This window comes from Colwellia psychrerythraea 34H, from assembly GCF_000012325.1.
Taxonomy (GTDB): Bacteria; Pseudomonadota; Gammaproteobacteria; order Enterobacterales; family Alteromonadaceae; genus Colwellia; species Colwellia psychrerythraea_A.
On record NC_003910.7, the window covers coordinates 3,090,971 to 3,103,889 of the forward strand.

At 35.8% G+C, this 12,919-nt stretch carries 15 protein-coding genes; 6 read left to right on the forward strand and 9 right to left on the reverse strand.

Annotated features, from left to right (window positions below; translation table 11 throughout):
* Positions 1-143: 143 nt before the first annotated feature.
* The gene (locus tag CPS_RS13210; RefSeq protein WP_011043741.1) at positions 144-593 is read left to right on the forward strand and encodes a DUF2787 domain-containing protein; all 450 of its coding nucleotides are present in this window, start codon (positions 144-146) and stop codon (positions 591-593) included.
* Between the two features lie 207 nt (positions 594-800).
* Here CPS_RS13210 and CPS_RS24320 read toward each other — a convergent pair whose 3' ends face one another.
* On the reverse strand, positions 801-1,112 hold the full coding sequence (locus tag CPS_RS24320; RefSeq protein ID WP_011043742.1) for an AlpA family transcriptional regulator: 312 nt from the start codon (positions 1,110-1,112) through the stop codon (positions 801-803).
* Positions 1,113-1,278: 166 nt separating this feature from the next.
* Here CPS_RS24320 and radC point away from each other — a divergent pair, with 166 nt between their 5' ends.
* The 4 genes from radC to CPS_RS13235 all read left to right on the forward strand — a co-directional run bounded on the left by radC (position 1,279) and on the right by CPS_RS13235 (position 3,302).
* A complete protein-coding gene (gene radC, locus CPS_RS13220; protein ID WP_011043743.1) occupies positions 1,279-1,755 on the forward strand; it encodes a RadC family protein in 477 nt (158 codons plus the stop codon).
* 182 nt (positions 1,756-1,937) lie between these two features.
* Positions 1,938-2,372 carry a DUF2787 domain-containing protein gene (locus CPS_RS13225; protein WP_011043744.1) on the forward strand — a complete coding sequence of 145 codons (435 nt, stop codon included), beginning with the start codon at positions 1,938-1,940 and terminating at the stop codon, positions 2,370-2,372.
* Positions 2,373-2,422: 50 nt separating this feature from the next.
* A complete protein-coding gene (locus tag CPS_RS13230) occupies positions 2,423-2,983 on the forward strand; it encodes a tyrosine-type recombinase/integrase (RefSeq protein WP_011043745.1) in 561 nt (186 codons plus the stop codon).
* A gap of 79 nt (positions 2,984-3,062) precedes the next feature.
* Positions 3,063-3,302 carry a hypothetical protein gene (locus tag CPS_RS13235; RefSeq protein WP_041737007.1) on the forward strand — a complete coding sequence of 80 codons (240 nt, stop codon included), beginning with the start codon at positions 3,063-3,065 and terminating at the stop codon, positions 3,300-3,302.
* A gap of 178 nt (positions 3,303-3,480) precedes the next feature.
* Here CPS_RS13235 and CPS_RS23745 read toward each other — a convergent pair whose 3' ends face one another.
* The 4 genes from CPS_RS23745 to CPS_RS13250 form a co-directional block, all read right to left on the reverse strand.
* On the reverse strand, positions 3,481-3,714 hold the full coding sequence (locus tag CPS_RS23745; RefSeq protein WP_138140288.1) for a hypothetical protein: 234 nt from the start codon (positions 3,712-3,714) through the stop codon (positions 3,481-3,483).
* 487 nt (positions 3,715-4,201) lie between these two features.
* Positions 4,202-4,879, reverse strand: coding sequence for an inovirus Gp2 family protein (locus CPS_RS13240; RefSeq protein ID WP_011043746.1), 678 nt, complete (start codon positions 4,877-4,879; stop codon positions 4,202-4,204).
* A 254-nt stretch (positions 4,880-5,133) separates the two neighbouring features.
* Positions 5,134-6,600 (reverse strand): ATP-dependent DNA helicase, encoded by a 1,467-nt coding sequence (locus CPS_RS13245; protein ID WP_011043747.1) that lies wholly within the window; start codon positions 6,598-6,600, stop codon positions 5,134-5,136.
* A gap of 83 nt (positions 6,601-6,683) precedes the next feature.
* On the reverse strand, positions 6,684-7,865 hold the full coding sequence (locus tag CPS_RS13250; protein ID WP_138140289.1) for a hypothetical protein: 1,182 nt from the start codon (positions 7,863-7,865) through the stop codon (positions 6,684-6,686).
* Between the two features lie 255 nt (positions 7,866-8,120).
* On the opposite strand from CPS_RS13250, the gene CPS_RS13255 reads away from it, so the two are divergent.
* Positions 8,121-8,792 carry a hypothetical protein gene (locus tag CPS_RS13255; RefSeq protein ID WP_011043749.1) on the forward strand — a complete coding sequence of 224 codons (672 nt, stop codon included), beginning with the start codon at positions 8,121-8,123 and terminating at the stop codon, positions 8,790-8,792.
* 702 nt (positions 8,793-9,494) lie between these two features.
* Here CPS_RS13255 and CPS_RS13260 read toward each other — a convergent pair.
* The 4 genes from CPS_RS13260 to CPS_RS23430 all read right to left on the reverse strand — a co-directional run bounded on the left by CPS_RS13260 (position 9,495) and on the right by CPS_RS23430 (position 12,887).
* Positions 9,495-10,675 (reverse strand): IS3-like element ISCps3 family transposase gene (locus CPS_RS13260; protein WP_085961195.1). Its coding sequence is split into 2 segments (ribosomal slippage): positions 9,495-10,390 and positions 10,390-10,675, totalling 1,182 coding nucleotides; the frame shifts between segments, so codons are not numbered across the junction.
* 86 nt (positions 10,676-10,761) lie between these two features.
* Positions 10,762-11,169 carry a hypothetical protein gene (locus CPS_RS13270; RefSeq protein WP_011043751.1) on the reverse strand — a complete coding sequence of 136 codons (408 nt, stop codon included), beginning with the start codon at positions 11,167-11,169 and terminating at the stop codon, positions 10,762-10,764.
* Between the two features lie 129 nt (positions 11,170-11,298).
* On the reverse strand, positions 11,299-11,577 hold the full coding sequence (locus tag CPS_RS13275; protein WP_011043752.1) for a hypothetical protein: 279 nt from the start codon (positions 11,575-11,577) through the stop codon (positions 11,299-11,301).
* A 117-nt stretch (positions 11,578-11,694) separates the two neighbouring features.
* A protein-coding gene (locus tag CPS_RS23430) for an IS3-like element ISCps9 family transposase (protein ID WP_076611770.1) occupies positions 11,695-12,887 on the reverse strand; the annotation gives its coding sequence in 2 pieces (ribosomal slippage) (positions 11,695-12,579 and positions 12,582-12,887; 1,191 coding nt in all).
* Positions 12,888-12,919: the final 32 nt, after the last annotated feature.

Consider the following 12,919-nt stretch of genomic DNA (forward strand, 5'->3'; position numbering starts at 1 on the left):
TATATATTACCCCTCTGCATGTACGTTAAATAATACAAAGATGCTCTATTCAGAGTAATTTAAAATGAGATGAATCGCCTAATACAAGGGGATTTTAGGTTTATCGTTCTGCTTAACTTTCACACAATAAAATCGAGAAACTTATGAAACTGAACTTTAACAAGTCACAGGGATTTACCCTACCCGTAACACTCTATTCATTGCTGAATATAACATTAACCACACTTGTTAGTGATAAAGACCTAGTCCATATAGCTAACGCCAATGCAATCACCTTCAACTTTAGAAATGAAAATTATTCAGCGAGTAATGGAGGTTATCACCCCGTAGAAATACGCATTGAAAAAGAAGTCGATACTAATGGCTCTGAACAATGGCACTTTAACTACATCACTGATTTTTCTTATCAGGGTAATACCTACCCTGAGTTAGTCAAAGAAGTTGACGTCTGCTTTGCTAAGATACAAGTTTATAGCCTGTACGGTGGGTGGTTGAATGATCGGGAGGCTAAGTCGTTGTTAAAACTATTTATCGATAACTTCATTCATTGCTTTGATATGGGTGTGTACAAAGCATGTATCTCAACTGATTAGTGCATGTTGTAGTGGTATAGTTAATTTGGCCACTTACAACATCGATTTGTTCTTCGTATATCATGTTTACTTTCCGTTAAGTTTGATGATATTCAGGATGCTCGTTTACTCATCAAGGAATCAAAAAGGAAAACGCTATCGAGTATAGTGCTTAATACTAAAACCATTTTACTAGATGATTTAAACTAGCAATAAATCTTATGCTTTTTACTTAGCTTGCTTATAAACCTGCATTAACCAGGTAATAGCCTCATTTATACTTAACAGGCTAAACTTATCATTAATGTATTTGGTTACATCTATTTCAGAAACTTTCCCCTGCTGTTTTGGCTCAACAAGTTTATTACGCCCTTCTATTTTATCTAATACCCATTCTTCAACCTCACTTACTTCCCATGCAATTGCCCTTTCACCTAAAGAAATAGACATAGGAAAGCGTCCTTCTTCCATAAATTTGTAAATAGATGAACGACCTAAGCCACTGATACTCATGACTTCTTTTAATCTAATTAATCTCATTTTGTTGTTCCTCAGTATTGATTCACAACATGGGTAAAGCCAATAAAAATTAATTATCCGATTAAAAACCTAGCTTTGTTACCTCGCACAGCAACGTCATTCCAAAATATTACAGACCTATATCATCTCTTTGCATTACTACATAAATACATTCAAGGGGCTGAATATGAATGACAACAATGACAAGGTTTATATTAGTGATAAGCCAATGACAGAAAATCAGATACTGGACGCTGCAGCAGAAATACTAGCGTGTAAATACGTACGTAAGGATGCTTTTACCAGCAGCCAAGCGACTAAGGACTTCCTTCGATTTAAACTAGCCAATAAAGAACATGAAATTTTTGCTGTAATGCTATTAGATAACCAACATCAGATGATAGATTTTGTTGAATTGTTCAGGGGGACTATAGATGCAAGCGCGGTATACCCACGAGAAGTAGTTAAAACGGTATTACTTGAGAACGCCGCTGCTGTTATTTTAACGCATAACCACCCAAGCGGGCTCAACTCCCCTTCTATAGCTGACAAGGATATAACCAAGAGATTGCAAGAGGCATTAGCGTTAATTGATGTAAGAGTACTGGACCATATAATCATTGGTGAAGGCACTTATTCATTTGCTGAAAATGGTCTACTTTAATTTTAAAACTCACGAAATCGAGGCGTTCAGCTAGAGAGCGTCACGCCCCATAAATAGGGTCATATCCCCATGGCTAGTGGGTATTTAAATTTTAGTACTTATAAAACAACCCGCATATTGAGGCAGGTAACTAGACTGCCTCAATTAACTTTATAACCACCATCAACAATAAGCTTAATACCATGAAACTGAACTTTAAAAAGCCTCAGGGCTTAACCCTGCCGGTAAAACTATTTAAGTTACTGAATGCTGAAATAGTTAAATCCGCAATAGCTATAGCATCACACAACGCCCTTACATTTAATTTTAGGGATACGGATTACAGCGCCATCTCTGGCGGCTATCACCCCGTGGAAATCAGAGTAGAAAGAATAGGTAATAATCACAAACCCGATTACTGGCAACTGGTTTACATAACCGACTTTTCCTATCAAGGAGCACCCTACCCAGAGCTAGTAAAAGAGGTTGACGTTTGCTTCGTAAACCAGCGAGTGTATAGCTTGTACGGTGGCAATCTAAGCAATTATCAGGGTCAAGCACTCTTAAGCCTATTCATATCTAACTTCATTGAATATCACACCATGGACACTTATGAGGTATCCATTAGTTTCGACTAATCGTAAGCAACATCATCAACAAAACTCTACCCAATATAAGAGGATTTATTATGGCTGAAGTACAAGCAGTAAAAGATTTAGACACAGTAAGGCTTATAAGTCACTTACTAGAAAGGCGATATTCAAAGCAAATGAGGTTTGTTTGGGAGGTGGGTATAAATTTAGCATTACGCGTATCTGACTTGCTATCGATTAAGTTTACTGATTTCACAGATGGACGACTGATTATTAAAGAAGGAAAAACCGGAAAGCGAGCTGAGATTAAAGTTAATCCCAAAACACAGATGTTAATTAACGATATTCAATTACAACATCCACACCATGTGTATTTATTCCAATCTTATCGTAACCAAAGAGCAATCAATGGTCCTGCAAGACCATTAACAAGAAGATCTGTATCCAAAGCTTTTGAATTAGTCAGTGAAGAGTTAAATATTCATATCAACAGTCACAGTATGCGTAAGACACGCGGATATCACCTATATAAGAAAACTAATGACATTGCCCGTGTGATGGTAATGCTAAGACATAGTTCCGAGAGTACAACACTTAGGTATATCGGTATAACCCAGGAGGATGTCGATAGGGACTTTACAGAACTAGAGCTTTGATAATTATCAACTACGGATTAATACAACATCACTAACTAGGTGCTATTAACGTACCTTTCATTTAACCACAGGAGAAAGTATGAATATTAAGAATGCAGCAACCTTAGGGCTAGCGGGTAATGAAATATCAAAAACAGTAACAGGGTCTTCGGAGGTAAGCCCAAGCAGAACGGCTATTGCAACTACCTCAGGAGCTATATTAGGCGTTTGTGCTTCAGGGGCGGCAACCGTAACCCTTGGTGCCGTTTCGGCTCCAGTAACTGTCCCTTTAGCTGTAGCAAGTGGCTTAATAGCAGGAGTAGCAAGTTTGTTTGATTAACCACTAAAAGAAGTGCTAGCCTTAGCGCCAGCCTTCTTTTTTTTGTGTAATTCTACTTTAATCAAAACATCCGATAACTACCCTCCTATAAAGATAGTTTTCAACCACTAATTCAAAATATTAATTCTCGTGCTGAGCTGGACCGCGGCTTTGTAGACACCTAAATTAATGGTCTTTATTAGCTTACGCGCCTTCTTTTATAGAAATCTGAGCGTTTTTCTATTAGGGATAATCTCACCAGGCGAGCTGCGATAGATGAGTTTGTTCTTCCGTGTAACCTCGAAATGACATCAACACAATATCCTTTTTCAAATAGCCCTGTTAAATTCAAATCCTCATTAATTCCCCATGCTTTCCTGGTACTATTTAAGTTGCTCTTTAAGTGTGCTTTTCTCATATAAAATTTATTCATTAAGCTTACCTTCGATGTAAATCGTTAATTTTAATTAGATTGGTTGTATTCAAAGGATTACTTACTTCAATAAAAATTTATTCGTTCAATATCAAATTCAAGATGATTTCAAATGTATAGTAAAAATAGTAGGCAGGCTTGTTCGTTTATGCATAGGTTTGATTTTTAGTTTAATGTTACCGATGCGGGGTTACTCTTGGGGTATAATCTAATTAGAGGCGACGATTAGCTTGACCGATTCGTATCAATTAAGTTGATGGCTTATATCCTACTACTCAACTTGGTAGAACGTGACTTTGAAAACGCAATTAAAACACAGTAAAACAAACACTTAACAACATCACCTTAACTTAGATTCCTGAAAGTACTTCTCACAGAAAAAAAAGGCCTTTGAGGGCATTACAGCCCTAAACAGTTAAAGTCATTGATAAAGTTAATCTACAATTAACTTTACAAGAGCGCATTAGGTAAAAAACCCCATTGGCACTTAAAGGGAACTATATCCAAAAAACCGATTATCCCCCCCTTGTCCATAAGGCTTCGTTTGAACTTTTGCAAAATAGCTTAAGCGATAAAGAATGTCTTCTAGCTGCTGCTCGTAATTATCAGCATTGGTGTTGACATCATACACATCATTATCAGGAAGGTGCACAAGACCTAATGCAGCATCAAAGCTTACACCAATAGCACTAGCCCATGCAGCTCTAATTCTAGAATACATATTACCCTCATTAGCCTTTAATCGCCCAAAACAATTATATACATCTCGATTAAGAAAAATAACCACGTGAAAATGCCAATTAATAGATGTTGAATACTCACAAACCCACACATATGAAAGCTTACACTCATACTTCTTATCTAAACGTTTATTTTTGTTTGCTATGTCAGATTTGATTCTTACTCTTAACGAATCAAAAAATTTAGAAATAGCATGGTTAACGATATATTGCTTATTTCGAGGGAATTTCAATTCAAACCTAAAAGCGCTTGTACGTTTATGGTGAGATAAAGCTTTCATTAAAACCTTCTCATGGACTAACAGGTTATTTACTATGAGAGGTTGGTATTTATCCTGAATAGGATATCCATTAAAGTAAGGCTCTGTATGTAACGTTGAGTGTGTTGGTTTATTATCTTTCAGTAATTTGTTGTTGTGTTTCATGTTTTGCTCTTATGTTGATTATTTACATAAGGTTATGATTTCAATTATTTATTACTAAACTTAAGCACATGAAGGGTCCTATTAATATAACTGTAACCAATTGATAACTTCCCTTTAGTAGTTGGCCTTTTTATTTTTATGGACCATCCTCCGAGGTGTTTTTTTATAGTGTTACTCTGGAGTTAAAAGTAAAAAGCCACTAGCAAAGTGGCCTCAATACCCATCCATCTACGAAGGTAAAACTAAAAGATTAATTACTTGCTCACATACAAGTTTTTTGATGTTCGGGTAACGGCCGTATACAACCATCTAAGGCATTCATTTGATTTAGGGAGCCTATGGTATCTATCAACAAACACATGAGCCCACTCACTCCCTTGCGCTTTATGGCAAGTGATTGAATAGCCAAATTTTATTTGAATAATATTAAGATAAGGGTCTTTATTCATAAGCTCCTTACACTCTGCAGGAGAGGTGTTATAGTTGATATTGGGGTTTCTTTGAAAAAAATCTGCATATAACGCTTTATATTCTAGCTGGCTTAAGCGAGGCATGGCCCCATATAATAAATTTGATAGTATTTTACTGGCTAAGATGAAAGGTTTACCGTGGTCATCTAGAAATTCGATTTCAACATCTAAAAAGACTAAATCAACATACTTCAGCACACGCCTACCATGCCTTTCGGTGTAGACTTCAGCCGTCCTAATTTCTATATTCGACGAAATATTAATTACTTTGCCAAACTCACCATTTGAAATAAAACTATCATCATGGATAAAGTTTGAAACGCACATGATTTTTTCTCCAATTTGTAATGGAGCATCAGGGCTAAAAAGTTTTGCTCTAATAGTATTATTGTAATTTCTTACCTGTATATTAGAATAAGCAATGATGATAACTTCTTTCGTTTTTTCAACTCTCTCCTCGCAAACCCGAAAGTATTCTTCTAGCATTTCATTTATTGTTAATACATGAGTATCACCAGCACTCACATCAAAAGACAGTTCGCTGAAGGTGTTACTGCCTATGGTATGCCTTAACTGTTTTGCAATCGCTATAACGCCGCTACCCGCTTTTTGCCGCACTACCTCTTTTAACTCAAATGCTTGGCAATTTAATTGATATTTATCTCTAAGGTACTGGTTATCCAAAGCTGGAGAGAAATTATCACGCACAGGTGGCAACTGAGCATTATCACCAATAAAGATAACTTTCTTTTTATGCCTTTTATCTAGGTTGATATATTCAAGTAAATCAATAAGAAGATAACCCGAGCCATACGAGCATGCTTCTGATTTGTTAAACTTGTCTGATATCATTGATGATTCATCAATAATATAAACAGTATCAGGCGCATCTTTATTTTCTTTTATTTTTGAGGCTACTATTGGAGGTTCTAACTTGTCTTTATTTTCGTTGCTGTTGTTAACATCAAAATAACTGTAAATAACTCGATGAATAGTTAGTGCTTTTTGCTTTGTTTTATTAGCAATAACTTTTGCTGCTTTACCTGTTGGAGCCATTAGAACAAATTGCCGCCCCTCTGTATTCAAGTACTTAGTGATTCCGGCAGTAATAAATGTTTTGCCCACACCTGCCCAGCCTTTTAATAAAAAAACTGAACGAGTATCATCAAATAAAAACTGGTCTAATTCTTCTACTAAATCATGTTGTCCTTGAGTAAGTTGCTTGCCTGAGAAGCAGTCTAAGATATTCATTTTATTTACCTTGTGTTATTAATGCACAAGATAGTTAACTGATATTAAATTTAACTGTTAAGTAGTTTATATGAAGAGCATCATCAAATTTGAGAAATAGGTTTTCCAACTAAAATACAAGGCGGGCTTTTCAACTCTTCATTCGGTGAACCATTTTTACATTTTCTTATCACGGCAAACTTCATTCCATCAGGCAAAAGCACATCAAAATACATCCAAAAAGCATACAAATGAACTAAATAGATAACCTCCTCAGATAACTCTTTGGCTATAGGAAACATTTTATGAGCTGGTTCTTTCTCTAAAGACGGGTTATCAAGCCATTCGTGTAAAAACTCTTTTCGTATGTCCTCTTTAATGTAATTAAAGAAATTAAAGTTACTTAGGTGCTTTCTAAATTGAGCATAGTTAACAGTTTTTACTCTCCCTCCATCAATCTTAAACACATTCTGCTGCAAAGAATCAATAAAGCTTTGAACCAGGTTTATTTCAGTCTTTAATTTAACTATTTTGGTTAACATCCCCCCTGAGAACTTGTCAACTTTGCAAGTAAGTGAGTTAAAAAAAATCGCCTTACTTTTTGGCGATAGGTTTTTAATATATCGTCCAACCTTTGAGTTTACCTCGTTATTTTGAGAGTGATATTTAATAATGTCATTGTAGGGTAGTGACTTTTCAAGCAATACAATTTTGAGTTGTGAAGATTCATATTTAACGAGGTTTAAGTAAAACATCCCTTTCACTTTACTAGGAAATATTTCGATATTACCTCCTGGTGAATACCCAAACACAAAACCTAATTCAATCATTTTCATCAAGTGATCTTTTATAGTCTGTGGTCCCATCCCTGTCAATTTGGTAAGTCCAACCAAACCTAGGCCATCTACTACCCCAAAATCATCTGACGAACTTAAAAGTGTGATAAAGATGAATTTTTGCATAGGCTTCAGGTCATTAAGAAATAGCACCATGTCAACTATTTCTGTGTGTTTCATACTTAAGTTAAATTTTTCATGTAGGGTATAGGAGTTCTCCCCCCTTCCTTTTTTAAAAATAACATGCCTTTCACTACTCAGAATACCTGATTCTTTCAATTCAGATAAATACTTGATTACTGATCTTTCAGATAGGGATGAAATATTTACAAAATCTCTAATATTTTTATCCTTAATCTTATTTTCAACAAGACCAAGAGGACGAGACATAAGCATTAATAAATATCGTGCACCTGACGAAATATCTTTAATAAGTTTTTCATTACCCATATACACCATAGCTAGCAGAGTCCTTTATAAGTGAATTAATATACCGCTTAAACTTGCATGTAATACATGTATGAATACATGAACAACTACAAACTTAATACAAGTACTACATCCTAATTAATACATGTATTACTTCGTAATTACTACAACTATATAGAATAAATTTATAAAGTAAGATATAACTTCATATCTCATCATAAAAGAGTGTCATTCCACTTTATGGTTTTCTTAGATTTATATACGAGTGAATTACAGATGAATAGTAAATACAACTTTACCTGGATAAAAAACAACACATTTCAACTAGAATGGCTTACTGGATATCTAAAAAACAAAATCCAATTAAACTCACTTGCTGTTCCCTTTAATGATTTCTCAGTGAAGCAGATAGAGGCGGATATTCGAGCAGCTAAATCTGGTGAGGGGCTAGAGCTATTTCTTAAAAAAACAAGAAGCGCTTGGAATCAATACCAGAGAAGACATAGAATGAAGTCATCCCATGTTACTGCGACAGTAGAGCTCAAAAAGGATGTATATAAAAACGTAGTTAAAGTAGCAAAAAAATACAATATCCCTATAAGCTTTGCTATCGAAGAATTACTTATTAATAGTTGTGATTTCGAAGAATCAAATACTCTAAAAGATAAACAAATCAAAAGATTAAGTTTGAGTCAACAGTCCATACAGCGAAGAAGATACCAGCAATCAGTAAATTTAAAGCAAATAAAATCAAAGGACATTTCGAAAAGTGAGTTATGTGATAAATTAAGTTTGGAAATGCTTGAACGGCACCAGTTAGAAATGGATATAATTGAGCTTTCTTCTAACAATAACAGCTCTAAAATTGAAGATTACAAAACAAAAGAAATTAAAAGGTATTCCATTGATTGTAATGAATATGGTGTAACTTGTGTATACGATGAATAATTAAATCAAAACTTAATTTACAGATGACAATTCAGTTTGAGGATAACCCTATATAACTAACAAGCATTTCGTTAAGCATTGTTATAAAAAACTATACCCCTTCAATTAAGTATCCAGAGTAATATCATAAAATTAACAGTGACAATTAACCTTTAGTAGTACAGCGAGTAGTACACAAAAAACACAAATAAATTTAAATCATATTTAACAACAAGATAACATGCATAACAGAGTCCCGTAGCGGCACCATATAATATGAAGAAGCCGTTTTACTTTATTGTAAAGCGGCTTTTTTATTGCCTGTCATATCAAGATGTTAGTCACTAACCCTTGTTCCCAAATAGCTAAATAACTAATACCCTATCACTGAATACTTAAGAAAATTCTCTCAAAGGATCTCCAATTTACTACGGACGTCCGTAATTGTCACTACGGACGTTTTTATTAGCCTTCAAATGAAATACACGAAATATATTTGAGGCTAAACTTTAACAAATACAAACAAAGTAAAACACCTTAGTAAATGTCATGAGTTGCCACATTCGAGACATTAGCTTTTAAAGACAATCAATACTTCGGATTAGGTTTTGTATCGATAACGCCGTAATAAGCGGAAAATTACTGTTGGCTAAAATGTTTGAGGCACGAAAACAGCCAACTGTAAATTTTGATCTTCCCCCGATAAAACGGACACATTTTATTTTACGCTGCCAGGGCTTCATATTCTATTGGAGAACAATAGTTTATCCCTGAATGCATCCTCGAAACATTGTAGTATTTGTTAATGTAGTTGCCAAGTGTTCCGCGCAGTTCTTTATCACTTTTAAACACATTACCACGAATAACTTCCGTCTTCATTGAATGGAAAAATGACTCCATATGCGCATTATCAGTACATTTTCCAGCTCTACTCAAACTATGAGTGATCCCATGTCGTTTCAATGCTTTCTGGTAAATGTGCCCACGATATTCTACGCCTCTATCAGTGTGGAGCATTAAGTCACCGGATGGTTTGCGTTTCTTAACTGCATTTTGCAATGTACGCTTGGTCACTTCCATCGTCCTACTTTTATCCAAACTCCAGCTAATAATGCGCCGTGAATATAAATCCATGATGACCGACAAATAACGCCATACGCCTTTAACTTTCAAATATGTGACATCAGCTACCCAGACCTTATCTTTAGCCAATGGGACTTCGCCATCAGGTCGTAAGTTTTTACCTGTCGTTAGGAAGCGTTTATAAAAGGCTGAACGTGTCGTCACGCGCATCACTCTGGCAACCAAACCAAGCGCACGATACAAACGTTCGACACGTTTTTTACCTATGTTGTACCCTTGCTTTTGTAAGGCCTTAAATATTCGAGGGCTCCCATATCGTCCTATATTCTCTTTGAAAATTTGCTGTATTTTATGTTTAAGCTCAACATCTTCTATGGCTATAGCACTCGGTTGGCGCTCACGCCAGTCATAATAACCACTTTTAGATACATCAAAAAACGTCAGTAATCGCGTAACTTTTATGTCGGCTCTGAGTTTTTCGATGAATCGATATCGACTTGATGTTCCTCTGCAAGAAACCGTTGCCACTTTTTTAGGATATACAGCTCCTCCTTGAGTGCTTTATTTTCACGTTCAAGTTGCTGTTCTTTGGTCAGTACTTTTTTGGCTTTTGATTGCCCTGCCACTTTTTTTCGTTTATCCACCACAATGATCCCTTCACGATATTCTTTTCGCCATCGTGACAGCATAAATGGGTGTATGTCGAGTTTTTCAGCGACAGATTTGATTGTGACGCCGACAACAAAACTCAGTTGAACAGCATTGACTTTAAAGTCGTTTGAATACTTCCAAGTTCGTCTTGGATTGTTGTACTTTGGCATAAGACACCTCATCTTTAGTTAGATTTTGGTGTCCGTTAAAGCGGGGGAACTTCATTGTCCTTGTTAATGCGCTTGTTAGCTGCTGATTATATAATACCTTGCTCTGTACACCATTCTCGTAATGCATCTTCAGTGTGCTTTGCATCAAATTTATACCACTCTTCAATTTTACCAGCGCTCTCTAGTAAAGATTTAAACCTTGCATAGGCACCTTTACGATTGAACATTGAACGTACTTTTTCATATTCTGTCGGTAAGTATTCTAGAGTAAAATCGAAAGCGAGATTATTGCCAAGATTCAATTCATTTTTATGAGGAATGGTCAAATATTTTTCATCATTAATATCGTCTGGTAGTTCCTCTTCATTGTCACCAAATTCAGAATAAAAATACGTTCTTCCTGACTCTTTACAAATATACCCCTCATGATCGAACGGAGAACCAAAATTAACTAACTCAAATAGCTCTAAAACATCGTTAAATTTAATATTCATGCCGACCTCTGATTGATTTCACTAAGCAGCTAACGCCTAAATAACAGGCTAAGTAATGGTTGACTAAAATTGTGTAGCGAAGCGAAACGTAGCCAACCATTACGTGTCCTTGTTTATTTACTTGTTAGGTTAATTACTAGGTACAAACAGATCCAAAAGAAATTCAACCCAAATAAATGTAGTTTCCTTTTTATTAGCATCGGCTCTCAAAGCATCTTTTTTAGCCTGACATTGAGAAAATATTGCATCTGCATCATTACTTAAAGAGTCATTCTGATTACCATAAGCTATTTTTCTGCATTCATTTATATCAGCTGATTCATTACCAACACTTGCACAAGAAGTAACTAAGAATACAGCACATAATAAAGTAGCTTTAATTGAGATAGATCCAAAAGAGGATTTCAATGATATTCACCTAACGCCTCACTAAGAGGCAAAAAATTGTTGGCTAAAATAAGCGACGAAGGAGCAAAAGCCAACTTTTTTTGTGATCTTCCCCCGATAAAGTGGACACCATCCACTTTAATTCACCGCCAATTCAAACTCAGCAGGTGTTTTATATCCTAAACTTGAATGCAATCGTTGTCTATTGTAAAAATAGTTCATGTAACCTTTTAATTTTGAATGTAATTTATCAGTAGTCGCGAAGACATTCCCTCTGATTAAATCAGCTTTTAATGAATGAAAAAATGATTCAACTTCAGCATTATCAGTACAACAACCTGGACGGTTCATACTCGCCGTAATGTTATGTTTAACTAAGAACTGCTGCACTACATGTGCTCGATATTCAGCGCCTCTGTCAGTATGAAATAACAAGGGTTGTGTCGGTTTACGCTTCTTTATTGCTAGCTGCAGCGCTTTCAGTGTCAGCGCTGTTGATTTGTTCTGACCAAAAGCCCAACCAATGATACGACGTGAAAATAAATCTAATACAACGGCTAAGTAATACCAGCGCGATCCTACTTTCAGGTACGTAATATCTCCCGACCATTGCTGATTGATAGCATCAGGCTTACTTATGTTTTTACGATTGTTTTTGATCGCTTTATAAAAGAACTTCACCTTAGCTGGCCTGCTATAAGTCTTGAGCGCTCTAGCGCGTAAGCCATTTTCTCGCATCAACCGTGCAACACGCTTCTCACTCGTTGTAATACCTTCACGCTTTAATGCATGAAATACGCGTGGGCTGCCGTAGGTTTGATGATTGTTATTAAAGACTTGTTTGATATTTAAAAGTAAATCCGCATCATTAATAGCACGCATTGAACGTGGACGTCGTCGCCATGCATAAAAGCCACTACGAGAGACATCAAGCCATGAGCAAAGGTATTTAACACCTAAGGCTTCTTTGTGTTTTTCGATGAATCCAAATCGCTCTGATGGACTTCCGCCAGATACCGTTGCCACTTTTTTAGTAAATCATTTTCCATTTTTAAACGGTCGTTTTCTTTTTGCAGCTGTTTAATTTTATTTAGTTCTTTCTTTGTGGGGATTTTACTCATGAGTTCACTATTGCTCTGATAGTGTTGGTTTTTTTTAAACTTCCCTTCTCGGTATTCTTTACGCCAACGGCTTAGCATTAACGGGTGAATATCCAACGCTTGAGCAACATCCTTAGATAACATGTCGTTTCGTAAGCTTAGCTCGACAGCTTTAATTTTGAAATTAACAGGGTAAAACCACGTCTTTTTAGGTTGGGTATATCTAGGCATTTTAGCCTCCTCAATGTTATGAGGAGGTGTCC

What these genes read in the sequence shown, in the direction of transcription:
- CPS_RS13210 (WP_011043741.1), top strand. Translation starts at nt 144, where the DNA reads ATGAAACTGAACTTTAACAAGTCACAGGGATTTACCCTACCCGTAACA.
- CPS_RS24320 (WP_011043742.1), bottom strand. Translation starts at nt 1,112, where the DNA reads ATGAGATTAATTAGATTAAAAGAAGTCATGAGTATCAGTGGCTTAGGT.
- radC (WP_011043743.1), top strand. Translation starts at nt 1,279, where the DNA reads ATGAATGACAACAATGACAAGGTTTATATTAGTGATAAGCCAATGACA.
- CPS_RS13225 (WP_011043744.1), top strand. Translation starts at nt 1,938, where the DNA reads ATGAAACTGAACTTTAAAAAGCCTCAGGGCTTAACCCTGCCGGTAAAA.
- CPS_RS13230 (WP_011043745.1), top strand. Translation starts at nt 2,423, where the DNA reads ATGGCTGAAGTACAAGCAGTAAAAGATTTAGACACAGTAAGGCTTATA.
- CPS_RS13235 (WP_041737007.1), top strand. Translation starts at nt 3,063, where the DNA reads ATGAATATTAAGAATGCAGCAACCTTAGGGCTAGCGGGTAATGAAATA.
- CPS_RS23745 (WP_138140288.1), bottom strand. Translation starts at nt 3,714, where the DNA reads ATGAATAAATTTTATATGAGAAAAGCACACTTAAAGAGCAACTTAAAT.
- CPS_RS13240 (WP_011043746.1), bottom strand. Translation starts at nt 4,879, where the DNA reads ATGAAACACAACAACAAATTACTGAAAGATAATAAACCAACACACTCA.
- CPS_RS13245 (WP_011043747.1), bottom strand. Translation starts at nt 6,600, where the DNA reads ATGAATATCTTAGACTGCTTCTCAGGCAAGCAACTTACTCAAGGACAA.
- CPS_RS13250 (WP_138140289.1), bottom strand. Translation starts at nt 7,865, where the DNA reads ATGGGTAATGAAAAACTTATTAAAGATATTTCGTCAGGTGCACGATAT.
- CPS_RS13255 (WP_011043749.1), top strand. Translation starts at nt 8,121, where the DNA reads ATGAATAGTAAATACAACTTTACCTGGATAAAAAACAACACATTTCAA.
- CPS_RS13270 (WP_011043751.1), bottom strand. Translation starts at nt 11,169, where the DNA reads ATGAATATTAAATTTAACGATGTTTTAGAGCTATTTGAGTTAGTTAAT.